The following is a 24,134-nucleotide window of genomic DNA, read 5'->3' as shown; positions in this document are numbered from 1 at the left end:
CCTGGGCAGGAAGGGGAGTGAGTTCATGGCTTGGCGACCACGCCTGGTGGCACTGGACATCGACGGCACGCTGGTGGACCCGGTCCGGGTCCTGCCCGATTCGGTGACCGCGGCGGTAGCTGCCGTAGTGGACGCCGGGGTTCCGGTCGTGCTGAGCACCGGACGCGGCTGGGCCGGCACCCGGTTGCTGGTCGAGGCGCTGAACCTGCCGCCCGGCCAGCACGTCTGCTCCAACGGCGCCGTCCGGGTGCACAACCCGCCGCTGCAGGTGCTTCAGACGGTCACCTTCGATCCCACCAACGTGGTCGACCGGGTGCTGGCCGAACATCCCGAGGCGATGCTGGCGGTCGAGGTCGGCAAAGAGGGATTCAACGTCAACCGGCTGTTCCCCGAGGGCGAGTTGACCGGCGAACTGACCGTGGTCGACCGCGACGAACTGGTCTCCGAGCTGGTCACCCGGGTGGTCGTCCGCGACCCGAACGCGTCCGAGGACGACTTCATCGCGCTCGCGCATCGGCTGGGCCTGGAGGGAGTCAGCTACTTCATCGGCTACACCGCCTGGCTCGACATCGCGCCCGGCGTCGACAAATCCTTCGGCCTGGCCGCCGCCTGCACCGACCTCGGTGTGGACGCCGCCGACGTGCTGGCGATCGGGGACGGCCGCAACGACATCGGCATGCTCCGCTGGGCCGGACGCGGGGTCGCCCTGGGCGATGCGCCGGACGAGGTGCAGGCGGCAGCCGACCACGTCACCGACCTGTTCGACCAGGACGGCACGGCCAAGGAACTGCTGCGCTGGTTCGGCTGACCACCCCGCCCGTCCCCGCGCTCGCCGAACTGAACAGGGCTCGCTGAGTTCAGCGAGCCCTGAATAGTTCGGCGAGCGATTGGGGGACGCGCGACGGGCGCAATTGGCGTCTGGCGACACATAACAGCTTGGGAACACTCGTCCCGGTTCACTCCCGCAGCAGTCCGGCGGGGGCTAGCCTCCCCCCATCGTGGCGGCACCGCGCTGTCGGGAAGGAATGGGGAAGTGACCATGCAGTTCACCGTGCGTCGCGGGGCGGCAATAGCCGCGGCGATCACGTTGCTCGCCGGCTTCGGCGGGTGTGCGCAGAGCCAGCGACAGACCGCGAGCCCGGGCGCACCCGCCGGCAGCGGCAGCACCAAGGACACCTTCGTCTTCGCGGCGTCCTCGGACCCGATCATGCTCGACCCGGCGATGGCCAGCGACGGTGAGACCTTCCGGGTCGCCCGGCAGCAGTTCGAGGGCCTGCTCGGCACCAAGCCCGGCACCACCGAGGTCGAGCCGCTGCTGGCGACCGCGTGGAAGGCGTCCAACGGCAACAAGGCGTTCACCTTCACGCTGCGCAGCGGGGTGAAGTTCTCCGACGGCACCGACTTCAACGCCGAGGCGGTGTGCGCGAACTTCGACCGTTGGTTCAACTGGACCGGCCTCAACCAGTCCGAGAACATCTCGTACTACTACGGCAAGCTGATGCGCGGCTTCAAGACCGGCGCAAACGCCGACCAGGCGCTCTACAAGGACTGCCAGGCGAGCAGCGCTACCGAGGCGACGATCAATCTGAACAGTCCGTTCGTGCACTTCCTGGACGCGATGACCCTGCCGGCGTTCTCGATGCAGTCGCCGACGGCGATGAAGAAGTACGACGCGGACAGCACCTCGGGTACGGCGAAGGACCCGCGATTCTCCGAGTACGCCACGGCGCATCCGACCGGCACCGGCCCGTTCGTCTTCGAGAAGTGGGAGCGCGGCCAGCAGGTGACCCTGAAGCGCAACGACAACTACTGGGGCGACAAGGCCAAAGTCTCCACGGTGATCATCCGCACCATCTCCGACCCGAAGGCCCGCACCCAGGAGCTCCAGGCCGGCAACATCGACGGCTACGACCTGGTCGCGCCCGCCGACCAGCCGGGGCTCAAGCAGGCCGGCCTGCAGATCCTGCAGCGCCCGGCGTTCAACATTCTGTACCTGGGCATGAACCAGAAGATCAAGGCGCTTTCCGACCTCAAGGTGCGCCAGGCGATCGCCTACGCGATCGACAAGGACGCCCTGATCAAGCAGGTGATGCCCGAGGGCACCGTGGCGGCGATCAACTTCATGCCTGAGAACGTGACCGGCTGGAATGGCAACGTCGAGAAGTATGCCTACAACCCGGACAAGGCGAAGTCACTGTTGAAGGAGGCCGGGCAAGAGAACCTGACCCTGGATTTCAACTACCCGACCGGCGTCTCGCGGCCCTACATGCCCTCGCCCGAGGACATCTACACCTCCTTGAAGGCACAGCTCGAAGCCGTCGGGATCAAGGTCAATCCGGTGGCGAACAAGTGGAGCCCGGACTATCTCGATCTGATTCAGGGCAACGCCGGCACCGACAAGCACGGTATTCACCTGCTCGGCTGGACGGGTGACTACAACGACCCGGACAACTTCATCGGCGTGTTCTTCGGCACCAAGGCCAATGAGTGGGGCTTCGACAACCCGGCTCTGTTCACCGCGCTGAAGGAGGCCCGTGGGATGAGCGACGCGGCCGCCCAGAAGGCGAAGTACGAACAGATCAACAAGATGATCGCGGACTTCGTGCCGGGCGTCCCACTCACCCATGCGCCGCCGTCGCTGGCCTTCGGCAAGGGCGTCCAGGGCTATCAGCCCTCGCCGGTCCAGGACGAGGTGTGGAACGGCGTCACCATCACCAAGTGACACCCCTTCAGAGGTGCTGATCATCGTCGGTCAAGCTTGTCGAAGCCTCTCTGGCAACGGGTTTCGACAGGCTTGACCAGGGGGACGCCGGATCGATCAGCGCCTCTCCAGCTGCAGTTGACCCAGTGCCGGGTCGGGGCCCCAGGACGGCCCCGGCCCGCACCGAACGGAAGGGACGCGCATGCTCAGGTTCGCCGTCCGCCGGATCCTGTTGATGGTCCCGGTGCTTTTCGGCCTGAGCGTGCTGCTGTTCGGCTGGCTGCGGTCGCTGCCGGGTGATCCGGCCCGGGCTCTGCTCGGCGAGAAGGCCACTCCCGAGGCGATCGCCCGGATCAACGAACAGTACGGCTTCGACAAGCCGATCCTGCAGCAGTACTTCACCTACGTCGGACAGCTGATCCGCGGCGACTTCGGCAGCAGCCCGCGCACCGGCGAGCCCGTCCTGGAAACCTTTCTGCTGCGTTTTCCGGCCACCGTCGAACTCGCGGTCGCCGCACTGCTGTTCGCCGTGGTGGTGGGCATTCCGCTGGGTTACCTGGCGGCCAAGCGGGCCGGTGGAGTCCTCGACACGTTGACGGTTTCGGCCTCGTTGGCCGGCGTGGTGATCCCGGTGTTCGTGCTCGCCTACCTGCTCAAGGTGGTGTTCGCGGTCGGCCTGCCCGGCTTGCACTTCTTGGCTGTGCTGCCCTCCTCGGGTAGACAGACGGTCACCATCGACGCGACCCACATCACCAATTTCTATGTGCTGGACGGCCTGCTCACCGGCGAACTGGACGCGTCCTGGGACGCCATCCTGCACCTGATCCTGCCGGCCATCGCACTGGGCAGCATTCCGCTGGCCATCGTGGTGCGGATGACCCGGGCGTCGGTGCTGGACGTGCTGCACGAGGACTACGTCCGCACCGCCAAGGCGAAGGGCCTGTCGCCCGGCCTGATCAGCCGGCGGCATGTGCTGCGCAACGCCTTGCTGCCGGTGACCACCACGATCGGCCTGCAGACCGGTGCGCTGCTGTCCGGCGCGGTGCTGACCGAGGCGGTGTTCGCCTTCAACGGCATCGGCTCGTATCTGTTCGAGGCGATCTCGAACCTGGACTTCGCCGTGCTGCAGGGGTTCATCGTGTTCATCGCGCTGGTCTATGCCGTGGTGAACCTGGTGGTCGACCTGCTGTACGGCCTGATCGATCCGAGGTTGAGAACCAGATGAGCACTGACGAACGGTCCACCGAGCCGACCCCCGACGTCCCCGAGGTTCCCGACGTCGTCCTCGCCACGTCCGTCGGCGTCATCGAACGTTCGCCCGCGCTGGCCGAAGCGATGGGCGACACCGGTGTGGACGAAGAGGGCACCAGCCTGTGGAAGGGTGCCCTGCAACGGCTGATCCGCAACCCGTCGGCCATTCTCGGCGCCGCCATCGTGACCATGTTCGTCCTGGTCGCGGTGCTGGCGCCGGTGCTCGCTCCCTACGAGCCGGCCGGCTCGCAATGGATCCGCGAGATCACCCCCTACGCGCTGCCGCCGTTCTCGTCCGAGCACCCGCTGGGGCTCGACCCGTTCGGCTCGGACCTGCTCACCCAGTTGATCTTCGGCGCCCGGCAGTCGCTGATCATCGGCGTCGTGTCCACCCTGCTCGGCCTGCTCGGCGGGGCCGCCCTGGGTGCGCTCGCCGGCGCCTTCGGCGGCTGGGTGGACGTGCTGGTGATGCGGCTGGTCGACATCCTGCTGTCCATCCCGTCCCTGCTGCTGGCGGTGTCGGTGGCCGCGGTGATGGGACGCCAGCCGCTGGCCATCATGGTGGCCATCGCGGCCGCCCAGGTACCGATCTTCGCCCGGCTGCTGCGCGGCTCGATGCTCGCCGAATCGCGTAAGGACTACGTGCTCGCCTCGGTCTCACTGGGCCTGCGGCGACGCACCATCACGATGAGCCACGTGCTGCCCAACTCGCTCGGGCCGGTGCTGGTGCAGGCCACCCTCACCCTGGCCACCGCGATCATCGAAGTCGCCGCGTTGTCCTTCCTCGGCCTCGGCGAAGCCGACCCGGCGGTTGCCGAGTGGGGGCGGATGCTGGTGAAGGCCCAGGACCGGCTGCAGACCGCGCCGCACCTGACCCTGCTGCCCGGCCTGTGCATCGCGGTCACCGCGCTCGGCTTCACCCTGCTCGGCGAAGCGCTGCGCGAGGCCCTCGACCCGAAGTCGAGGAGGTGACGATGAGTGCCGACGGCAGTACCTCACTGCTCGAGATCGACAACCTGAGCGTCACCTTCCGGCGCCGGAACTCCGAGACCCGCGCGGTGGACGGGGTCAGCTACGCGGTGGCGCCCGGCGAGATCGTCGGCGTGGTCGGCGAGTCCGGCTCGGGCAAGTCTGTCACCGTGCTCGCACTGATGGGGCTGCTCGCCAGCCGCGGCGTCCAGGTCACCGGACAGGCCCGCTACAAGGGACGCGACCTACTGAGCCTGTCCGACGGCGCGATGGCGAAGCTGCGTGGGTCCGAGATCGCGATGGTGTTCCAGGATCCGATCAGCTCGCTGAACCCGGTGGTGCCGATCGGCGTCCAGGTGGCCGAAGTGCTGCTGACCCACACCCGGACGAACCGGCGCGACGCGATGACCGAATCGGTCGACCTGCTCCGGCGCTGCGGCATCCCCGACCCCGACCGCCGGCTCAAGGAGTATCCGCACCAGCTCTCCGGCGGCATGCGGCAGCGGGCGCTGATCGCGATGGCGCTGGCCTGCAAGCCCCGGCTGCTGATCTGCGATGAGCCGACCACCGCTCTCGACGTCACCATCCAGGCCCAGGTGCTGGAGCTGCTGAAGGAGCTGGTCACCGACACCGGGACGGCGATGATCATGATCACCCACGACCTCGGTGTGGTCGCCGGGCTCTGCGACCAGGTCAACGTGATGTACTCCGGGCGGATCGTCGAGTCCGCCACCCGGGAAGAGTTGTTCGCGCACCCACGGCACCGCTACACCCACGGTCTGCTGGCCTCGATCCCGCGACTGGACGCCCCGCGCGGTGAACCCCTGCACCCGATCCCGGGCACTCCCCGGGACACCATCGCGTGGGCCAAAGCCTGCGCCTTCGCGCCGCGTTGCCTGCACGCGACCGACGAGTGCGTCCGGCCGGACATCCCGCTCGAGCCGCTGCCGGATTCACCGCCCGACCACCCTGTCCGATGCGTCCACCCCGCGGAGGTGACCCAGTGAACGACTCCGCCGACGACCTGCTGGTGGTGGAAGGGCTCGAGGTGCACTTCCCGATCAGGCGGGGCATCGTGATGGACCGCACCGTGGGCCACGTCAAGGCCGTCGACGGTGTCGACCTGCGGGTACCCCGTGGCCGCACCTACGGCCTGGTCGGCGAGTCCGGGTGCGGCAAGTCGACGCTCGGACGCGCCGTGCTGCGGCTGGAGGAACCGACCGCCGGCAGTGTCACCCTGGACGGCGTGGACGTCGCCACGCTGAAGGGCGAGCCGCTGCGGAAGCTGCGCCGCCGGATGCAGATGGTGTTCCAGGACCCGCTGGCCTCGCTCGACCCGCGGCAGTCGGTGCAGAGCCTGATGATCGAGCCGCTGCGGGTGCACGATCCGCGTCCGAACGCCGAGCTGGTGGCCCGAGCCGCCGAGATGCTCGAACTGGTCGGGATGCCCCGCTCGGCGCTGGCCAAGTATCCGCACGAGTTCTCCGGCGGCCAGCGGCAGCGGATCGGGATCGCTCGGGCGATGATCCTCAACCCCGACCTGGTGATCGCCGATGAACCGGTCTCGGCGCTGGACGTCTCGGTCCAGGCCCAGGTGATCAACCTGCTGGAGAAGCTGCAGCGCGAGTTCGGCCTGACCTACATCGTGATCGCCCACGACCTCGCCGTCGTCCGGCACATCTCGGACCGGATCGGCGTGATGTACCTGGGCCGGATCGTCGAGGAAGCCGACTCCGACGAGCTCTACGCCGAGCCGCTGCACCCGTACACGATCGCGCTGATGTCGGCGATCCCGATCCCGGACCCCGACGTCGAGGATCGCCGGGAACGGATCCTGCTGCGTGGTGACCTGCCCAGCCCGGCGAATCCGCCGTCCGGTTGCCGGTTCCACACCCGCTGCCCCTACCGGCAGCCCACCAGGTGCGATGACGAGGTGCCTCAGCTGCGCGAGATCGACGGGCACCCCGGCCACCGGGTCGCTTGCCACTGGGCCGAAGGCATCCTGGCCGGCGAGGTGCAGCCCGCGGCGTCCCTGGTGGTGGAGGCCGCCGCGGGCTGAAGCTGGCTCGGGGAAGGCGTCGGCTTGAGGACCCCCGCCGATTGAGCCTGTCGGGACCGCTTCGCCGCGCCGCGGAGAAGTAGCCGTTATGGCGCGGTCCGGACGGCCCGCGTCAGGGTCTCGCGGCGGCGGGTTCAGGTGGTGGTCCGGGTGTGGCCAGAACGCTCCTTTCTCCGCGCCAGGACGCGGCTGACCGAATCACCCGCGTGATTACGCGTGAATTTCGGCGGGAGCCATGCTTCGGTAAGCGCTGACCTTCATTGGTCGAGCTTGGCGAGACCTCTCTGGCAATGTGGGTCCGACACGCTCGACCCGCGGTGTGCTTCGTTGGTCGAGCTTGTCGAGACCTTTTGGCAATGTGGGTCCGACACGCTCAACCCGCGATGGTTGCGACGATCTGGACTAGGCGACCTGGCGGTCCCGAGGCCGGTGCGTCCGGACGACCGCAACGAACGCGGCCAAGACCCGTTCCATGGTCGGCTTCACCACCGCGAGCGGCCGCTCGGACGCGGCCACCGCGCGCGCCCGGCGCATGTGTCGTTTCACGGTGGACAGCGAGCAGCCGAGTCGCATCGCCAGCACCTCGAGGCTCTGGTCCGGATTCGCCTGGCGCAACCGCAGCACTTCCTCGTGATTGAGCTGCCGCCCACCGCGGACGACGCCGGCCAGAGCGTCGAAGTCCTCCTTGGCGACGCTCACCCCGAGCTGGGCGCGCATCTGCGTGCGCTGCGCCTGAGTCGTGCCGGCGACGAAGCCCGCGACGTCCTGGTTGACCACCGCGTCGTAGAGGCAGGAGTTGAACAGTGGACAGCCGTCGCAGGTGGCGCGGGCCCGCTCGGTCAACAGGGTCAGCTGGCGGCGCCGCTCGCCGTCGCCGCGCGCGGCGGAGGGGTCTTCCAGCAGCGCGTGCTGGAACAGGGCCGGCTGATCGATGCAAGCGGCGCGGTCGCCGCTGGTGCGGTGCAGCATGACGTACTCACTTCCGTGGCTGGGGCGTCTTGGGGTTTGGACGCGTCCAGTCACGATTCGGTTGCAACTCCCCCCGGAGTCCGTCGGGATGATCCCCTGCTGGGGCATGAACTTCCGGTCTCCGTCACCCGGATTCGCCCCTTACAGGCCCGCTCCGAATTGGCGAGTGCCTCGGCACTAGGTGAGACGCTACCCTGACCGGGAGCATCGATCCAGGGAGCACACCCATGCAGGCGTTCCACCGGGAGCCTGACTGGTTGACCGTCATGGCCGACGGGACCGTCAAGCAACTCAATCCGTTCTCGGGCACCGAGGTGTGGACGGTGGCCGGACGCGGCAACCGCCCGCTCGGGGTGTCGTTGCCGCCGCCGGTCCCGCTCGATCCCGAGCGGCACGGCCGGCACTGCCCGTTCTGCGAGCGGCGCTACCTGGAGACGCCGCCGGAGAAGTCGCGGATGGTGCGGCGTCCGGACGGCAGCTGGGAGACCCTCTACCGGACCACCGCCGAGGAGCTGTACGCAACCACCGCCGAGTTCCGGCGGGTGCCGAACCTGTTCGAGATCCTCAGCTACCAGTACTGGCACGCCAACTACGGCTACGTGCTGCCCAGCCGGGTGGCGGCGCGCCGGACGGCCTACCTGCAGTCCGCCGCCGGCCGGGCTCATGTGCTCGGGGTGGCCCGGGCCAAGCTGGTGGCCAGCGGCCGGACGCCCGAGCAGCTCGACGCGATGACCAGCGACGAACAGGTCGAGTTCGCGTCCGGGTTCTTCGGCGGCGGGCACGACGTGATCATCAGCCGCCGGCATTTCGTGGACGGCGCGGTCGACAACACCCAGCTGGCCGGCTCGGGCACCCTGACGCCCGACGAGCATTACCAACTGCTGGCCTTCACCGTGGAGTCGATCTCGGCGCTGTTCACACTGAACCGGTACGCCCGCTACGTGGTGGTCTTCCAGAACTGGCTGCGGCCCGCCGGGGCGTCCTTCGATCACCTGCACAAGCAGTTGGTCGCCGTCGATGAGCGTGGCGTCCAGGCCGAACGTGCGGTCGCCCAGCTGCGTGCCAATCCGAACGTCTTCAACGAGGACGCCGTCAACTACGCCGGCTACAAGAACCTGGTGCTGGCCGAGAACGACCACGCCATCGCATTCGCCGGTTTCGGCCACCGCTTCCCGTCGCTGGAGATCTATTCCAAGAGTGCCGAATGCGATCCGTGGGAGCAGTCGCCCGAGGAACTGCGCGGCATGTCGGACCTGCTGCACGCGATGCACGCCGCGACCGGGGTCGAGGTGCCCAGCAACGAAGAATGGCACTACCGGCCGATCGACGTCGACGTGGCGATGCCCTGGCGGATCGTGCTGAAGTGGCGGATCTCGACGCTGGCCGGCTTCGAGGGCGCCACCAAGATCTACCTCAACACCCTCGACCCGTGGGCGATCCGGGACCGGACGGTGACCAAGCTGCTGGCGCTGCGCGACGACGGCCGGATCGCCGCCAACCTGCGGATCGGCAGCGAGGCCGAATGCCGTCCGAACTCGCTGCGATACAACGCCGGGTCTCGCTGAGCGGTAGCCAAGGCCGTCCTGAGGCAGAATGGGGACGACTTCAGGAAGGTGGGGCCGATGTCCGGTCAGCAGTGGCAGAACTTTCCGGTGCCTGAGCAGGGCCGGGGGTGGGCGGGTTTCTCGGCCGACCCGCGGGATCCGCAGTACCAGCAGTTGCGAGCCTCGGACGCCGACCGCGGCAACGCGGCTTCGATGCTGGCCGACGCCTACGCCGAGGGCCGGCTGGACAACGACGAGTACAACCAGCGGCTGGACCAGACGATGAGCTCGAAGAGCCTCGGCGAACTGGTGCCGGTGCTGGCCGATCTGACTCCGGTGCGCCCCCAGCCGGCGGCGGCCAGCCCGCCGTCCATGCCACAGCAGGGACGTCCGCGCGGGCCGCAGGGGATGATCGGGAGGTTTCCGCGCTGGTGGCTCGGGCTGGCGGTGATGTTCAACCTGATCTGGTTGATGACCGTGCTCGGGACGGGGCACTGGATCTATTACTGGCCGATGTGGCCGATGCTGGGCACCGCGATCCCGATGATCATGGGCGTGGTCGGCGGACGGGTCAACCGGCAGGACCGGATCGACCGCCGGGATCAGCGGGCGATCGACCGGGGCTACCAGCCGCCGGAGAACGACCTGCGCTGAGATCCGGCGCCGCTGGCCGAGCTTGTCGAGACCCAAGACCGCTGGTTGGCACCCGAGACCGCTGGTCGAGCTTGTCGAGACCCAAGCCTGTTGGTGAAGCCTGTCGAGACCCGTCCCCGCCCGCTCAGTCCTCGCGCACTCCCAGGGTGGTGCACTGACGCCGCAGCAGCGCGGCGTAGAGGGCGTCCGCGGGATCGGCAGTGCCGACGAAGTGCCCGGCCAACTCCAGTCCGATGAAGCCGACCAGGGCAGCCAGCTCGGTGAGGACGGCGGCCGCGCCGGCCGGTTGGGCGCCGGGCAGGCCGGCGGTCAGCGGACCGAGTTGGCGGGCCAGCTCCGCCGTGTCGAACGGGTCGGGCGACGAGGTGGCGCCGGCGGCGAGAAAGTGGACGGCGACCGCGGCGGCAGCCGGAATGGTCTCCGGAGGCGCCACGTAACCGGGGATCGGCGTCCCGTAGATCAGCTGGAACTCGTGCGGTGCACCCCTAGCCCAGTTCCGGAAAGCGTGCCCCAGGTCGGTCCAGGCGGGGTGCGGGGTGGCGTCCGAAATGACGGCGAGGGCGCGGTCGAGGTTGCCGTAGCTCTCGATGATCAGCATGGTCAGCAGCGCTTCGCGGGTCGGGAAGTAGCGGTAGACCGCCGAGGACACCAGTCCCACCTCGCGCGCTACCGCCCGCATCGAGAGCGCGCCCCCGCCCTCGGCCGCGATCGCCTGCCGCGCGGCTCGCAGGATCGCGGCCGTCGTCCGGGCTCGTGCCTCGTCGCGCTTACCCACTGGGCGTCCCCTCGTCAGGCCCTCCCTAACTAGTTCTGCCCTCCCACCGGAGGGAGGCCAGAACTAGTTAGGGAGGGCTTTTCGGTGTCGGGGACCAGTCTGGCACGAACAAGAGCAGCGCTCTTGCAAATCCGAGAGCGGTGCTCTATCTTTTCAAAAGAGAGCGGTGCTCTCGATTAATCGGAGGAGATGACATGCGGCCCAGGCTGACGACGGAGCGGGACCTGTTGGTGCCGTTGGCGACGACCGGAGTCCTGATGGCGGTGTATCTGCTGGTCCGGCCCTACGGCGATTCACCGGCGCTCACGCCGAACCCCGCAGAGCAGGCGGCCGCCTTCGCGTCCCCGTGGTGGGTGGCTGCACACGTCGCGGGGGCGCTGGCGCTGGCCGGGTTCGGACGCCTCGCGCTGCGGCTGTCCGACCTGGCGCGCGAGTCGTTCGCCGCCCGGCTGGCCCGTTGGTCGGGCCTGACCGGGGCCGTGCTGGTGCTGCCGTACTTCGGCGCCGAGACCTTCGCCCTGCACGTGATCGGACGGCACGCGTTGACCGACGTCTCGGGGCTGGCCATGGTGGACGAGATCCGCAACCAGCCGGTGGCGATCAGCCTGTTCGGCCTCGGACTGCTGCTGCTCGCGGTCGCCGGCGTCGCCTTCGCTCTGGCCTGGACGCGGTACGCCAGCAGCCGGGCGGCGTGGCCGCTGGGCATCCTGGTCGCCCTGGTGCTGCCGCAGTTCTACCTGCCGACGGTCGGCCGGATGGCGTTCGGAGTCGTCTACCTGTTTGCCGCGGCCGTGTTCGCCGGATCGGTGCTGCGCCGTCGTCCGATCGTTGACGCACCCGCGGGCGGCGGGCCGGTGTCAATGACGGCCAGCCGGTAGCCACGCTTGACCACGGTGGCGATCACCGGCGCGCCGAGGCAGCGCCGCAGCCGGCTCAGTGCCATCTCGAGCGCGTGGTGGTCGGAGCTGCCGACCATGCGCAGCAGTTGCTCGCGCGTCACCACTGCCCCGTCCGCGGCGAGCAGCGCGCGCAGCAAGGTGAGCGGCAACGGGGTGAGCGGGATGCGCCGGCCGTCCAGTTCGACGATCGCGCCGCGGATCACCAGTTCGCCGTGCGTGGTGACCGCCCTGGCCACCCGGAGCTCCGGCAGCCGTTCGCACAGCAGCCGGATCAGGGCGCCCATCCGGAACCGGTCCGGCTGGATCGGCTGGACGCCCGCGGCCACCAGGGCCGCTGAGGTGACCGGGCCGACGGCGGCTGCGACGACGCCTCCGCGGAAGGCGCGGAGCAGGGCGTCGTGCATGCCGAGCGCTTCGGCGGCGGCGAACAGGGCGTCGACGGCCGGCGCGCTGGTGAAGGTGACGGCGTCGAGCTGGTCGCCGCACACCGTCTCGATCAGCCGCGGAATCCGCGCATCGGTGTCGTCGAGCGATCTCCACCGGTAGGGCGAGACGGTCACCACCCGATGCCCCGCGGCCAGCAGCGGCGCCAGCACCGCGTCCTCGAGATAGCCGTGGGCCTGTACGGCGACGGTCAGCGCGGAGTCGTGCTCGGCGAGCACCTTGGCCACCAGCGAGGCGGTGGTCTCCTCCTCGCTCATCCCGGAGTCGTCCAGCCCGGCCGCCCGGATGCCGCCGCGCGCCTTCGGGCCGCGGACCAGGATCCGCGCCGTCGCCAGCCGGGCGAGCAGCTGTTCGCCCAGTCCCGCCGCGTCGGCCACCTCGAGCCAGCGCCGGACGCCGAACGCGGTGGTGGCGAGCACCACGTCGGGACGCGCGGCGATGATCGCCTCGGTGTCGACGATGACCTGTTCGTCGTCGGAGGCAGGCTCCATCCGCAGGGTCGGGGCGTGCAGCACGTGCGCGCCCCGCCGCTCCAGCGCATCGATCAGGTCGCCGGCGCGGCGTTCGCTGGTCACCCCGATCCGGAAGCCTTCCAGCTGGTCGCGCAGCGGACCCGGTGCCAGCTCAGTCATCGCTGCCGCCCCTGCGGACCGGGAGCATGGCGCCGGCCAACAGCACCCGTCCGTCCGCCAGCTCGGATGCCGTCGCCGGGCGCTGCTGACCCCGCTCGGCCACCCGGGGAACGGTCGGCGCGGCGTCTGCGGGGGCGTTGATGAAGCTGCGAAAGCGTTTCAATCTCTCCGGGTCGCGCAGGGTCGCCGCCCATTCGTCCTCGTAGCCCGCCACATGGGTCGCCATCGCCGCCTCCAGTTCGGCGGCCAGGCCGAGCGAATCCTCCACCACGACCGCCCGGACGTGGTCGAGTCCGCCGTCCAGCTCCTCCATCCAGCGGGCCGTGCGCTGCAGCCGGTCCGCGGTGCGGATGTAGTACATCAGATAGCGATCGATGTAGCGGAGCAGGGTGTCGTCGTCGAGGTCGCTCGCGAGCAGCTGAGCGTGACTGGGCTGGAAGCCGCCGTTGCCGCCGACGTAGAGGTTCCAGCCGGCGTCGGTGGCGATCACCCCGACGTCCTTGCCGCGGGCTTCGGCGCACTCGCGGGCGCAACCCGACACCCCCAGCTTGATCTTGTGCGGCGCCCGCAGCCCGCGGTAGCGCAGTTCGAGCTGGATCGCCATGCCGACGGAGTCCTGGACGCCGAATCGGCACCAGGTCGAACCGACACAGCTCTTCACTGTGCGCAACGACTTGCCGTAGGCGTGTCCCGACTCGAAGCCGGCATCGACCAGCTGCGCCCAGATCTCGGGCAGCTGGTCGAGCCGGGCACCGAACAGGTCGATCCGCTGGCCGCCGGTGATCTTGGTGTACAGCCCGAAGTCGGACGCCACCCGGGCGATCACGCCGAGCTTCTCCGGGGTGATCTCGCCGCCGGGGATCCGCGGCACCACCGAGTAGCTGCCGTCGCGCTGCATGTTGGCCAGCGCCCGGTCGTTGGTGTCCTGCAGGGCGCCGCGGCCGCCGTCCAGAATGTAGCCGTCGTGCTGACTGGCCAGGATGGACGCCACCGCCGGCTTGCAGATGTCGCAGCCCCGGCCGCTGCCGAACCGGGTCAGGATCTCCTCCCAGGAGGTCAGGCCGAGGACCCGGATCGACTCGAACAGTTCTTGGCGGCTGTATCCGAAGTGCTCGCACAGCGCCCGCGACACACTGAGCCCGGCTTTGGCGAGTTCCTGTTCGAGGGTCTTCTTGAGCAGCGGGACGCACGAGCCACACTGGGTGCCGGCCCGGGTGCAGGCCTTCAGTGCGGGCACGGTGTGGCACACCTGTGGCCCCGTCACCGCGGACCGGACGGCTCCGACGCAGACGTTGTTGCAGGCGCAGAGCAAGGCGTCGTCGGGCAGTTCGTCGGCGCCGGCCGGCTGGGCTCCGGGCGCCGACAGGTAGGCGCCCGGTTCTGAGCCGAGTTGCCGGCCGAGCATCGGCCGCAGCGAGAGGTACGGCGACGCGTCCCCGACGAAGACGCCGCCGAGCAGCGTGCGGGCGTCGTCGGAGACGACCAGCTTCTGGTAGAGGCCGCGGGCCGGATCGGCGTAGACCACCTCGAGCGCACCCGCGGCCCGGGCGAAGGCGTCGCCGAAACTGGCCACCTCGACCCCGGCCAGCTTGAGCTTGGTGGCATCGTCGATGGCGTCGAACTCGGCGGTGCCGCCCAGCAGCCGGTCCGCGACCACCTCGGCCATCGCGTTCGCCGGCGCGACCAGGCCGACGCAGCGGCCGTGCACGTGAGCCACCTCGCCGATCGCCCAGACCCGAGGATCGGAGGCCCGGCAGGCGGCGTCCACCACGATGCCGCCGCGGGGGCCCAGATCGAGGGCGGCCGCGGCGGCGAGCTCGTCCCGGGGCGAGATGCCGATGGCGAAGACGATCAGGTCGGCGTCCAGGATCGCGCCGTCGGTGAGTTCGACCGCGGTGACCGCGCCCTGCGTGGTGTGGATGGCGCGCGGCCGCACGCCCAGGTGCACGGCGATGTTGCGGCCGGCGATCAGCCGGCCGAGGGAGCGGCCGGCGCCCTCGTCGAGTTGCGCCGACATCAGCCAGCCCCCGGAGTGGACCAGTGCCGATTCCGCACCGAGCTCGGCCAGTCCGCCGGCAGCCTCCAGGCCGAGCAGGCCGCCGCCGGCGACCACCGTCCGCGGGGCGCGTCCAAGCACCGCGCCGAGCAGCCGAACCTCGGCCGACAGCTCGTCGACGTCGGCGACGGTGCGGTAGACCCGGGCGTAACCGGCCCCGGGGATGTCAGGAACCGGTGCCCGGGATCCGGTGGCGAAGACGACGTCGTCGTAGGGCAGGACCCGTCCGGTGTCGGTGCTGACCGTACGGGCGACCCGGTCGAGAGCGATCGCGCGTTCGCCGCGGATCAGCGTCGTGAACGGACGGTCCCACACGGACGCGTCGAGGGTCAGGTCGGTGCCGCCGAGAAACCGTTTGCTGAGCGCGACCCGGTCGTAGGGCAGCTGGTCCTCTTCCCCGATCACGGTGAGCCGGACCCGGCCGTCGGCGTCCTGGGCACGAATCGTGGTGGCGAGACGATGCGCGGCCGGCCCGGCGCCGATCACGACCACGCGGCGGGGTGTGCTGTCGGTCATGGGGTGTGCCCTTCCGTCGATGCCCATGACGGTATGAAGCCGCGGTTGCCCGGCAGTTGCAGCTGTGTAACGGAAGCCTCACATCCGCCCCACGCGGCGCCGGATGTGATGTGAGCACAGCGTCACGAGGGAGAAACCGTGCGTGCCGCCCGGCGAAACACCCGGTGCCTAGCGTCGGGTCCACGCGATGCGAAAGGACCCCCTGATGACCCTCACGCTTCCCGATCGGATCAACTCCGAGCCCACCCCCGCCGCGTCCGCCGGCACCTGGCATCCGGTGTGCGCGGTCGATGCCCTGGAGCCGACCTGGGGCGAGGCCGTCCTGGTCGCCGGACGGCAGGTCGCCCTCGTCCTGGTCGAGCCGGGCGAGCTGTACGCGATCGATCATCGCGATCCGGTGACCTCGGCCTATGTGATGGCCCGCGGCATCGTCGGCAGCCGGGGCGACCGGGCCACCATCGCCTCGCCACTGCTGAAGCAGGTATACGACCTGCGCACCGGTGCCTGCCTCGACGACCCCGGCGTCCGGGTCGAGATCTATCGCACCCGGGTGGTGGCCGGCATGGTCGAGGTGGAGGTGGCCGCATGAGGGCCGCCGCCACGACTGTCCTCGCCCCGGCGCTGCTCGCCGTCTCGCACGGGACGTCGTCGCCGTCGGGGCAGGCCGCGGTGGCGTCCCTGGTCGCCGCCGTCACCGGCAGCCGTCCCGACCTGTCCGTTCACCCGGGGTTCGTCGACGTGCAGCAGCCGGACGTACCGTCCGCGCTCGGCGCGCTGCCGGACGGGCGGGCCTCGGTGGTCGTGCCGTTGCTGTTGTCGGCCGGGTATCACGTCCACGTCGACCTCGCCGACGTCGCGGACGCCACCGGGGCCACCATCGCTCGGGCGCTCGGCCCGGACGACCGCCTGGTCCAGTTGCTGGCCACCCGGCTCGCGCAGGCCGGGCTGGCGTCCGAGGATGCCGTGGTGCTGGCCGCCGCGGGGTCCAGTGATGCGGGTGCGGTCGCCGACTGCATCGAGACCGCGCGCCGGCTGGGCGCGGCGCTGGGACGGCCGGTTTCCGTCGGATTCATCTCAGCCGCGCTGCCACGACTGTCCGATGAGATCGCCACCGCCCGGGCCGCCCATCCCGGACGCCGGGTGGTGGTGGCCAGCTATCTGCTGGCACCGGGATACTTCGCCGGTCTCGCGGCCAGCTCCGGCGGCGATGTCACCTCAGGCCCGCTGCTCGCGCCCAACGCTCCGGCGCCCGCCGAACTGGTCGACCTCGTCCTCGAGCGGTACGCGGAGGCACGTCGCTGAGTCTGGGGACCCCTGAGTGGGGTGCTTGCGCGGGTGGAGAACCGGTGGTCGAGCTTGTCGAGACCGCTGAGAGTTCAACCCCCCGAGGTGCCTGCGTGGGTGGAGAACCGTTGGTCGAGCGTGTCGAGACCCCTGGATGCGGCAGTGGCCGGGTTGTCACCGAGGGGCCACTGCTTCTTGTCGGAGCCGGTTGGTAGGTTCTGGGCCGTGCCTGTGATCCAAGCCCACGCCCTGGCGAAAAGTTACGGCGAACTCAACGCCGTCGACGGCATCGACTTCGAGGTGGCCGCCGGCGAGTCGTTCGGCCTGCTCGGGCCCAACGGCGCCGGCAAGTCGACGACGATGCGGATGATCGGTGGCACTTCGCTGCGCACGTCCGGAACCCTTACCGTGCTCGGTCTCGACCCGGAGGTCAACGGACCGGAGGTGCGGGCGAACCTGGGCGTCATCCCGCAGCAGGACAATCTCGACACCGAGCTGCGGTGCCGCGAGAACCTGATCACCTACGGCCGGTATTTCGGCTTGTCGCGAGCCTATCTGCAGCGTCGTGCCGATGACCTGCTCGAGTTCGCGCAGCTGACCGAAAAGGCTAACGAGAAGGTCGACAACCTCTCCGGCGGCATGAAGCGGCGGCTCACCATCGCCCGCGGGTTGATCAACGAGCCACGGATCCTGCTGCTCGACGAACCGACCACCGGGCTCGACCCGCAGGCCCGGCACATTCTGTGGGACCGGTTGTTCCGGCTCAAAGAAGAGGGCGTCACCCTGGTGGTGACCACCCACTTCATGGACGAGGCCGAACAGCTCTGCGACCGGCTGGTGGTGATGGACCACGGGAAGATCGTCGCCGAGGGTTCCCCGGCGCAGCTGATCCGGGAGTATTCCACCCGCGAAGTGCTCGAAGTGCGGTTCGGTTCCGACCGGAACGCGTCGGTGGTCGCCCAGCTGCAGGGCGTTGCCGAGCGGATCGAGGTGCTGCCGGACCGCGTCCTGCTCTACTCCGGCGACGGCGAGGCGACCCTCGAACAGGTCACCTCGCGCGGCCTGCAACCGGTCACCTCGCTGGTCCGCCGCTCCTCGCTGGAGGACGTCTTCCTCCGGCTCACCGGGAGGTCCCTCATTGACTGAGCACACCGGACTGCTCGACTCGAACCGGCTCGCCTACACCGGCGCGGCGCGGCCCGCCGCCGAACAGGCGCGAATCGGACGCCGCTGGGGCTGGTGGCTGTACGCCGAGTACCGGCTGACCTCGATGCGGGCCTACCTGCAAACGATCCTGATCCGGGCGATCGGCCTGCCGCTGCTCTACCTGTCGTCGATGGGGCTCGGGCTCGGCGCCCTGGTCGACTCCGGCGCCGGTGGGGTCGAGGGGGTCAGCTATCTGGTCTTCGTCGGCCCGGCGCTGCTGGTCTCGTCGATCGTGATGGAGGCCAGCGGCGAGTTCAGCTATCCGGTGATGGCCGGCTTCAAATGGCAGAAGCACTACTTCGCGGCCGCCGCCAGCCCGGTCACGCCCGCCCAGGTAGCCGTCGGCGAGGTGGTCGCGGTCGGGCTGCGGTTCATTCCCGAGTCGCTGTTGTTCTGGCTCGCACTGGTCTGGTTCGGCGGCGTGACCGCGCCGGCGTCGGTGCTGATGGTGCTGATCGCGCCGCTGGCCGCGCTGGCGTTCGGCGCACCGCTGATGGCCTTCGCGGCGACCCAGAACGACGAGGGCACCAAATTCGCGTTCGTCCAGCGGTTCGTGGTGATGCCGATGTTCCTGTTCGCCGGCACCTTCTTCCCGCTCAGCGCGATGCCCGGCTACCTGCAGTGGATCGGCTGGATCTCGCCGATGTGGCACGGCACCCAGCTCGCCCGGGTGGTCGGCTTCGGGATGGCCAATCCGTGGTGGCTGACGGTGCTGCACGTCCTGGTGCTGGCCGGAACCGCGATCGGCAGCACCTGGGCGGCGGCGCGGCTGTTCACCCGGAGGTTGACCCGGTGAGCGCGCTGGCGGGGCTGTACGCCGGCAACGTCCGGGCGGTGCTCGAACGCGGCTTCAAGGTGATCGGAAACCAGAACTGGACGATCCTGGTCTCCGGCTTCTTCGAACCGGTGTTCTACCTGCTCGCGATGGGTTACGGGCTCGGTGGACTGGTCGGCACGGTGACCGGGCCGTCCGGCCAGCCGATGTCGTACGTGGCCTTCATCGCGCCCGCGCTGCTGGCCACCTCGGCGATGAACGGCGCCATCTACGACTCGACCTGGAACGTCTTCTTCAAGATGCGCTTCGGCCGGATCTACGAGGCGATGCTGTCCACCTCGCTCGGTCCGCTCGACGTCGCCGCCGGCGAGATCGCGATGGCGCTCTTCCGCGGCCTGCTCTATGCCTGCGGATTCCTCGGCGTGATGGCGGTGCTGGGCATCGCCACCTCGTGGTGGGCGCTGGCAATGGTGCCGGTGGCGGTGCTGATCGCGCTCGGTTTCGCAGCCGTCGGCATGGCGGTGACCAGCTGGTTCACCACCTTCCAGCAAATGGATCTGATCAACATCGTGCTGCTGCCGATGTTCCTGTTCAGCGCGACCCTGTTCCCGATCGACGTGTACCCGACGGCGATCCAGTGGTTCATTCAGGCGATGCCGCTGTGGCACGGTGTCGAACTGATGCGCCAGCTCTCGACCGGGGTGTTCACCGGCGCGACCTGGCTGCACCTGGGCTACTTCGTGGTGATGTCGGTGGCCGGGGTCGCGTTCTGCACCCTGCGGCTGCGGGCATTGTTCCTGCGGTAAGCCGCTGCTTGTCGAGGGCGTTGATCCCCCCGCTGGTCGAGCGTGTCGAGACCCGACGAGTCCACTGTTGGTCGAGCGTGTCGAGACCCGACGAGTCCACTGTTGGTCGAGCGTGTCGAGACCCGACGAGTCCACTGTTGGTCGAGCGTGTCGAGACCCGACGCGACGGATGCCTTGCTCAGTTCGATGGACGGCTCAGGCCGACTGGCCCAACTCCTTGGTGCCGATCCGGACCCGGTTGCCGTCCGGGTCGGTCACCTCGAAGGACCGCGCCCACGGATGCTGCTCGACCTCGGCGCTGAAGCCGGCGGCGACCGCGTCCACGTCGGGGACCCAGACGAAGACCAGGGTGGGTCCGGACGCGTCCGCCACGTTCTCGCTGAGGAAGATGTCGGCGCCGTCGCGGCGGATGCCCATGAAGCGGTGGGTGGTGCCGCCGCCGTAGCGGTGGGTGAAGTCGTGGACGAAGCCGGCCTGCTGCCACCAGGCCAGCGACGCCTCCACATCGGCGACCCGCAGGATCGGAACCACCTGTGTCATTGTCGAACGCCTCCCTCGCCGCGGACTGCCTCCCATGATGCCCCGGGAGGGATCACCGGTGGCAATACCTTGGCCCCATTCCCACCGCTCCCCGGACTATTCAGGGCTCGCTGAACTCGGCGAGCCCTAAATGGTTCGGGGAGCGGTGGGAACCGGGAGACGGCGTCCCGCGGTCGACACAGCAACCACACAGGCGTAACGTTGCCCGGCTATGCACGATTTCCCACCGCGGATCGACGCGTACACGCGCGCCGAGACCGCCAGGCCTGACACCCGTAGCCCGGCACGGTTTCTGCTGTGGACGCTGCGGGTGCAGGCCGACGTGCTCGTGGCGCTGGCGGTGTCCGGATTGGCCTGGTTCCTGCCGTCCGCGCTCAGTCCTTACCTGCTGGGCCGGACGATCGACGCCGGCATCCTGGTCGGTGACTGGACGGCGACCGTGGGCTGGGCGGGGCTGCTGGCGCTGGTGATCCTGATCGGCGCGGCCAGCGGAATCGTGATGCACACGTTCGCCGTCCGGGGTTGGCTGATCTCGCTGTACGGCACCCAGAAGCTGGTCACCCGCAAATCGGCGCAGCTCGGCCACGTGCTGAACCGCCGGCTGCCCACCGGCGAGGTGCTGAGCATCTCCTCATCGGACTCGAACACCTTCGGCCAGACCTTCGAGGTGGTCGCCCGCGCCCTCGGTGCGCTGGGTGCGTTCGCCGTAGTGGCGGCGCTGATGGTGAGCACCTCGGGGCTGCTCGGCCTGGTGGTGTTGATCACCGCGCCGTTGCTGGTCGCGGCGGCGACGCCGGTGCTGCGTCCGTTGAACGCCGCGCAGACCGCGGAGCGCACCCAGAACGGCGAACTCACTTCGATGGCCGCCGACATCGTCGCCGGGCTGCGGATCCTGCGCGGCATCGGCGGCGAGAAGACCTTCGGCGACGATTATGCGGCGCAGTCGCAGCGGGTGCGTCGGCTGGGGGTCACCACCGGCACCTGGCAGGCGGTGGTCGAGACGCTGTCGGTGTTGCTGTCCGGCCTGCTGCTGGTGGTGCTGGTCTGGCTCGGCGCCCACGAGATGATCGCCGGACGCCTCACCCTGGGGCAGCTGATCAGCTTCGTCGGCTACGCGATCTTCATGGTCTGGCCGCTGCAGACGCTGTTCGAGGTGGCCCAGAAGTGGGTCCAGGGGCTGGTGTCGGCGCGCAAGACGATCGCGCTGCTCGGCGCCGAGCTGCCCTGGACCGACGGCACCCGCGAGTTGTCGCCGCGTCCGGTGCTGCACGACTTGGTCTCGGACGTCCGGGTCGAGCCGGGCGAGTTCCTGGTCGTGGTCGGCGCCGATCCGGACGCCTCGGCGGCACTCGCCGACCGGCTCGGGCGGTACCTGCCCACCGTTGCGAGTGCTATCGAGGAGAGCGAGAGCGACGACGAACTGACCGGACGCGCCGCGCGACTGGCCCGCGCCGAGAAGGAGCGTCGGCGCGCCGAGGCGGCCCGCTCGGACGCCGCCGCTGCGGAGCGGTCCTGGGGGGTCACCGCCGACGGTCTCGACTACCAGCACTACACGATGGCGTCGCTGCGCGAACGCGTCCTGGTCTCGGACGCCGGCAGCCAACTGTTCGCCGGAACCTTCCAGCAGGCGGTCGACCCATTGGGCACCCACACCCGCGAGCAGGCCGAGCAGGTGCTGCGGACGGCGTCCGCCGAAGACGTCTTCGAGGGCTTGCCGGAGGGCTGGGCGAGCCGGATCGACGAGAAGGGACGCGGACTGTCCGGCGGCCAGCGGCAACGGGTGGTGCTGGCCCGGGCATTGCTGGCCGACCCTGAGGTGCTGGTCCTGGTCGAGCCCACCTCGGCGGTCGACGCGCACACCGAGGAGGCCATCGCTGGACGGCTGGCCGACCACCGCCGCGGCCGGACGACCGTGGTGATGACGGCGTCCCCGCTGCTGGTGCACAGCGCCGACCGGGTCGTCTTCCTGGCCGACGGACGGCAGGTCGCGACCGGCACCCACGAGTACCTGCTGGCCAACCACGCCGCCTACCGGGCGGTCGTCAACCGAGGAATGGAGGAAGGCGATGACCACTGACGTGCTGTCGACGTCGGCCGACACCTGGGTCGACGATCCGAACGCCTTCGAGCTTCCGCCGGAGCTGGCCGCGCCGCCGAAGCACGGTCCGTGGTCACTGATCACCCACCCGGGACGGCAACTGCGCGGGCTGGGCACCCGGTTCCGGATCCGGCAACGGCGCGCCGAGGAGTTCTTCGCGGCGTCCAGGAACCCCGAGCGGGGGCTGCCGGTGGCGCAGAACGACAAGGCGTTCCGCTTCCTCGGCGAACTGCTGGGGACCCGTCGCGGGCTGCTGGTCGCGGTGGTGGCGTTCAACGTGCTGGCCGCCACCGCCGGCCTGATCGTGCCCCGGCTGCTGGGTGATCTGGTCGACCGGGTCGCCGCCGGCAATACGCCGCTGGCTACGGTGGATGCGATCATTCTCGGTGTTGCCGCGGTGGTCGTGGTGCAGGCGGCACTGACCTTCGCGGCGCGCCGGGTGTCGGCGGTGTTCGGCTATAACCTGCTGGCCGCGGCCCGCGAGGCGATCGTGAGGACCGTGCTGCGGCTGCCGCTGGGCCGGATCGAGTCGGCCAGTTCGGGCGACCTGCTGACCCGGATCACCTCCGATGTGTCGAAGATGAGCGAGTCGGTGCGCTGGGCGTTCCCGCAGCTGGTCATGTCGGTGGTGGTGACCGGGCTGACCATCGTGGCGATGGTGCTCAACTCGTGGTTCCTGGCGCTGCCGCTGGTGGCGTCCATCACGGTGCTGGTGCTGGTCACCCGCAGCTACCTGCGCCGGGCGATGCCGGGTTACATCACCGAGTCGGGCAGCTATTCGCAGATCAACTCGACGATGACCGAGACGGTCGAGGGCGCCCGCACGGTCGAGGCGCTCGGTCTGGGTGAGCGGCGGATCGCGATCGGCGACGACGACATCGAGGTGTCGAACAACGCCGAGCGCTACACGATGACGCTGCGGAACCTGCTGTTCATCTTCCTGGACGCCTCGTACCAGCTGCCGCTGGTGGCCGTCGTCGTGCTCGGCACCTGGGGGTACGCCAACGACTGGGTGACGATCGGTCAGATCACCGCCGCCGCGATCTACGTGCAGCAGCTGGTCGAACCGCTGGACCGGCTGATCCAGGTCGCCGACCGGCTGCAGATCGGGCTGGCCGCGACCACCCGTCTGCTCGGCATCGCCGAGGTGCCGCAGGACCGGACGCCGGGCGTCCGGCGTCCGATCGACAACCATCTGGTCGGACGCGATCTGCGGTTCGCCTACCGCGAGGGCCGCGACGTATTGCACGGAATCGACCTCGACCTGCGGGTCGGGGAGCGGCTGGCGATCGTCGGGCCGTCCGGTTCGGGGAAGTCGACGCTGGGCCGGCTGATGGCCGGGATCAACGGTCCGCGGACCGGCTCGGTCACCGTCGGTGCCGTCGAGTTGATGGAGTTGCCGTTGGACCTGCTGCGCACCGAGGTGGCGCTGGTCACCCAGGAGCATCACGTCTTCGTCGGCACAGTCCGGGACAACATCGTGCTGGCCCGCGACCAGCAGCTCACCCCCGAGCAGGGCGACGCCGCGGTGGTGGACGCGTTGCAGGCAGTGGACGCGTTGTCGTGGGTGGAGAAGCTGCCGAACGGCCTGGACACCATGCTCGGCCACGGACGCACCGAGCTCACCCCCGCGCAGGCGCAGCAGGTGGCGCTGGCCCGGCTGGTGGTCGCCGATCCGCACACCTTGGTGCTGGACGAGGCGACGTCCCTGATCGATCCGCGCACCGCCCGGCACCTGGAGGGTTCGATGGCCGCCCTGCTCGAAGGACGGACCGTGGTCGCGATCGCGCACCGGCTGCACACCGCCCACGATGCCGACCGGATCGCGGTCGTGATCGACGGCCGGATCGCCGAACTCGGCTCGCACACCGAGCTGCTCGAGCTCCGTGGCGAGTACGCCCGGCTGTGGCACACCTGGCGCTCCTGAGCCGAGGGGTAACCAGAAGACTCCTGAGC

The 24,134-nt window shown here is 69.6% G+C and carries 21 protein-coding genes; 16 read left to right on the top strand and 5 right to left on the bottom strand.

All coding sequences use genetic code 11. The annotated features are described in order from the left end of the window. Positions 1 to 43: 43 nt before the first annotated feature. The 6 genes from QM711_RS17730 (at position 44) to QM711_RS17705 (ending at position 6,980) form a co-directional block, all read left to right on the top strand. A complete protein-coding gene (locus QM711_RS17730) occupies positions 44 to 808 on the top strand; it encodes an HAD family hydrolase (RefSeq protein ID WP_415102309.1) in 765 nt (254 codons plus the stop codon). Between the two features lie 231 nt (positions 809 to 1,039). After that, complete coding sequence (locus QM711_RS17725) at positions 1,040 to 2,722, top strand: ABC transporter substrate-binding protein (protein WP_415102307.1); 1,683 nt, start codon at positions 1,040 to 1,042, stop codon at positions 2,720 to 2,722. A 181-nt stretch (positions 2,723 to 2,903) separates the two neighbouring features. Next, positions 2,904 to 3,926: an ABC transporter permease gene (locus QM711_RS17720; protein ID WP_415101768.1), complete on the top strand. Its 1,023-nt coding sequence runs from the start codon at positions 2,904 to 2,906 to the stop codon at positions 3,924 to 3,926. Beyond that, positions 3,923 to 4,924 carry an ABC transporter permease gene (locus QM711_RS17715; RefSeq protein ID WP_415101766.1) on the top strand — a complete coding sequence of 334 codons (1,002 nt, stop codon included), beginning with the start codon at positions 3,923 to 3,925 and terminating at the stop codon, positions 4,922 to 4,924. Before QM711_RS17720 ends, QM711_RS17715 begins: the two co-directional genes overlap by 4 nt. Before the next feature lie 2 nt (positions 4,925 to 4,926). Then, a complete protein-coding gene (locus QM711_RS17710; RefSeq protein WP_415101764.1) occupies positions 4,927 to 5,928 on the top strand; it encodes an ABC transporter ATP-binding protein in 1,002 nt (333 codons plus the stop codon). Continuing rightward, on the top strand, positions 5,898 to 6,980 hold the full coding sequence (locus QM711_RS17705) for an ABC transporter ATP-binding protein (protein ID WP_415101762.1): 1,083 nt from the start codon (positions 5,898 to 5,900) through the stop codon (positions 6,978 to 6,980). The genes QM711_RS17710 and QM711_RS17705 overlap by 31 nt, the downstream gene beginning before the upstream one ends. A 402-nt stretch (positions 6,981 to 7,382) precedes the next feature. Here QM711_RS17705 and QM711_RS17700 read toward each other — a convergent pair whose 3' ends face one another. After that, positions 7,383 to 7,949 carry a WhiB family transcriptional regulator gene (locus tag QM711_RS17700; RefSeq protein WP_415101760.1) on the bottom strand — a complete coding sequence of 189 codons (567 nt, stop codon included), beginning with the start codon at positions 7,947 to 7,949 and terminating at the stop codon, positions 7,383 to 7,385. A gap of 227 nt (positions 7,950 to 8,176) precedes the next feature. Here QM711_RS17700 and QM711_RS17695 point away from each other — a divergent pair, with 227 nt between their 5' ends. Together QM711_RS17695 and QM711_RS17690 are read left to right on the top strand one after the other, a co-directional pair. Next, on the top strand, positions 8,177 to 9,514 hold the full coding sequence (locus QM711_RS17695; RefSeq protein WP_415101758.1) for a DUF4921 family protein: 1,338 nt from the start codon (positions 8,177 to 8,179) through the stop codon (positions 9,512 to 9,514). 57 nt (positions 9,515 to 9,571) lie between these two features. After that, a complete protein-coding gene (locus QM711_RS17690) occupies positions 9,572 to 10,147 on the top strand; it encodes a DUF1707 SHOCT-like domain-containing protein (RefSeq protein ID WP_415101756.1) in 576 nt (191 codons plus the stop codon). Positions 10,148 to 10,271: 124 nt separating this feature from the next. Here the strand turns inward: QM711_RS17690 and QM711_RS17685 are convergent, their stop codons facing one another. Next, the gene (locus QM711_RS17685) at positions 10,272 to 10,922 is read right to left on the bottom strand and encodes a TetR/AcrR family transcriptional regulator (RefSeq protein ID WP_415101754.1); all 651 of its coding nucleotides are present in this window, start codon (positions 10,920 to 10,922) and stop codon (positions 10,272 to 10,274) included. A gap of 194 nt (positions 10,923 to 11,116) precedes the next feature. Here QM711_RS17685 and QM711_RS17680 point away from each other — a divergent pair, with 194 nt between their 5' ends. After that, positions 11,117 to 11,800, top strand: coding sequence for a hypothetical protein (locus QM711_RS17680; protein WP_415101752.1), 684 nt, complete (start codon positions 11,117 to 11,119; stop codon positions 11,798 to 11,800). Here QM711_RS17680 and QM711_RS17675 read toward each other — a convergent pair. Both QM711_RS17675 and nirB read right to left on the bottom strand, forming a co-directional pair. After that, positions 11,695 to 12,897, bottom strand: a complete 1,203-nt coding sequence (locus QM711_RS17675; protein ID WP_415101750.1) for a uroporphyrinogen-III synthase — start codon at positions 12,895 to 12,897, stop codon at positions 11,695 to 11,697. The genes QM711_RS17680 and QM711_RS17675 overlap by 106 nt on opposite strands. Beyond that, positions 12,890 to 15,469, bottom strand: a complete 2,580-nt coding sequence (nirB, locus tag QM711_RS17670; protein WP_415101748.1) for a nitrite reductase large subunit NirB — start codon at positions 15,467 to 15,469, stop codon at positions 12,890 to 12,892. Before nirB ends, QM711_RS17675 begins: the two co-directional genes overlap by 8 nt. A 205-nt stretch (positions 15,470 to 15,674) precedes the next feature. Here nirB and nirD point away from each other — a divergent pair, with 205 nt between their 5' ends. The 5 genes from nirD (at position 15,675) to QM711_RS17645 (ending at position 19,540) form a co-directional block, all read left to right on the top strand. Further along, on the top strand, positions 15,675 to 16,058 hold the full coding sequence (nirD, locus tag QM711_RS17665) for a nitrite reductase small subunit NirD (RefSeq protein ID WP_415101746.1): 384 nt from the start codon (positions 15,675 to 15,677) through the stop codon (positions 16,056 to 16,058). Further along, entirely contained in the window at positions 16,055 to 16,771 is a 717-nt protein-coding gene (locus QM711_RS17660; protein ID WP_415101744.1) for a sirohydrochlorin chelatase, read from the top strand. Before nirD ends, QM711_RS17660 begins: the two co-directional genes overlap by 4 nt. Before the next feature lie 207 nt (positions 16,772 to 16,978). Then, positions 16,979 to 17,899 carry an ABC transporter ATP-binding protein gene (locus QM711_RS17655; RefSeq protein WP_415101742.1) on the top strand — a complete coding sequence of 307 codons (921 nt, stop codon included), beginning with the start codon at positions 16,979 to 16,981 and terminating at the stop codon, positions 17,897 to 17,899. Further along, complete coding sequence (locus tag QM711_RS17650; protein WP_415101740.1) at positions 17,892 to 18,755, top strand: ABC transporter permease; 864 nt, start codon at positions 17,892 to 17,894, stop codon at positions 18,753 to 18,755. Before QM711_RS17655 ends, QM711_RS17650 begins: the two co-directional genes overlap by 8 nt. After that, positions 18,752 to 19,540 carry an ABC transporter permease gene (locus QM711_RS17645; RefSeq protein ID WP_415101738.1) on the top strand — a complete coding sequence of 263 codons (789 nt, stop codon included), beginning with the start codon at positions 18,752 to 18,754 and terminating at the stop codon, positions 19,538 to 19,540. Before QM711_RS17650 ends, QM711_RS17645 begins: the two co-directional genes overlap by 4 nt. A gap of 195 nt (positions 19,541 to 19,735) precedes the next feature. On the opposite strand, the gene QM711_RS17640 is transcribed toward QM711_RS17645, so the two are convergent. After that, positions 19,736 to 20,080, bottom strand: coding sequence for a glyoxalase superfamily protein (locus QM711_RS17640; RefSeq protein WP_415101736.1), 345 nt, complete (start codon positions 20,078 to 20,080; stop codon positions 19,736 to 19,738). A gap of 211 nt (positions 20,081 to 20,291) precedes the next feature. Between QM711_RS17640 and QM711_RS17635 the strand changes: the two genes are divergently transcribed. Continuing rightward, positions 20,292 to 22,157, top strand: coding sequence for an ABC transporter transmembrane domain-containing protein (locus QM711_RS17635; RefSeq protein ID WP_415101734.1), 1,866 nt, complete (start codon positions 20,292 to 20,294; stop codon positions 22,155 to 22,157). Further along, positions 22,147 to 24,105 carry an ABC transporter ATP-binding protein gene (locus QM711_RS17630; protein WP_415101732.1) on the top strand — a complete coding sequence of 653 codons (1,959 nt, stop codon included), beginning with the start codon at positions 22,147 to 22,149 and terminating at the stop codon, positions 24,103 to 24,105. The genes QM711_RS17635 and QM711_RS17630 overlap by 11 nt, the downstream gene beginning before the upstream one ends. Positions 24,106 to 24,134: the final 29 nt, after the last annotated feature.

This window comes from Micropruina sp., assembly GCF_047602385.1.
Taxonomy (GTDB): Bacteria; Actinomycetota; Actinomycetes; order Propionibacteriales; family Propionibacteriaceae; genus Micropruina.
This window is presented reverse-complemented; position numbering and strand designations above follow the sequence as displayed.

Coding starts and splice junctions, on each gene's coding strand:
- QM711_RS17725 (WP_415102307.1), top strand. CDS start 1,040: ATGCAGTTCACCGTGCGTCGCGGGGCGGCAATAGCCGCGGCGATCACG.
- QM711_RS17720 (WP_415101768.1), top strand. CDS start 2,904: ATGCTCAGGTTCGCCGTCCGCCGGATCCTGTTGATGGTCCCGGTGCTT.
- QM711_RS17715 (WP_415101766.1), top strand. CDS start 3,923: ATGAGCACTGACGAACGGTCCACCGAGCCGACCCCCGACGTCCCCGAG.
- QM711_RS17710 (WP_415101764.1), top strand. CDS start 4,927: ATGAGTGCCGACGGCAGTACCTCACTGCTCGAGATCGACAACCTGAGC.
- QM711_RS17705 (WP_415101762.1), top strand. CDS start 5,898: ATGCGTCCACCCCGCGGAGGTGACCCAGTGAACGACTCCGCCGACGAC.
- QM711_RS17700 (WP_415101760.1), bottom strand. CDS start 7,949: ATGCTGCACCGCACCAGCGGCGACCGCGCCGCTTGCATCGATCAGCCG.
- QM711_RS17695 (WP_415101758.1), top strand. CDS start 8,177: ATGCAGGCGTTCCACCGGGAGCCTGACTGGTTGACCGTCATGGCCGAC.
- QM711_RS17690 (WP_415101756.1), top strand. CDS start 9,572: ATGTCCGGTCAGCAGTGGCAGAACTTTCCGGTGCCTGAGCAGGGCCGG.
- QM711_RS17680 (WP_415101752.1), top strand. CDS start 11,117: ATGCGGCCCAGGCTGACGACGGAGCGGGACCTGTTGGTGCCGTTGGCG.
- QM711_RS17675 (WP_415101750.1), bottom strand. CDS start 12,897: ATGACTGAGCTGGCACCGGGTCCGCTGCGCGACCAGCTGGAAGGCTTC.
- nirB (WP_415101748.1), bottom strand. CDS start 15,469: ATGACCGACAGCACACCCCGCCGCGTGGTCGTGATCGGCGCCGGGCCG.
- nirD (WP_415101746.1), top strand. CDS start 15,675: ATGACCCTCACGCTTCCCGATCGGATCAACTCCGAGCCCACCCCCGCC.
- QM711_RS17660 (WP_415101744.1), top strand. CDS start 16,055: ATGAGGGCCGCCGCCACGACTGTCCTCGCCCCGGCGCTGCTCGCCGTC.
- QM711_RS17640 (WP_415101736.1), bottom strand. CDS start 20,080: ATGACACAGGTGGTTCCGATCCTGCGGGTCGCCGATGTGGAGGCGTCG.
- QM711_RS17635 (WP_415101734.1), top strand. CDS start 20,292: ATGCACGATTTCCCACCGCGGATCGACGCGTACACGCGCGCCGAGACC.
- QM711_RS17630 (WP_415101732.1), top strand. CDS start 22,147: ATGACCACTGACGTGCTGTCGACGTCGGCCGACACCTGGGTCGACGAT.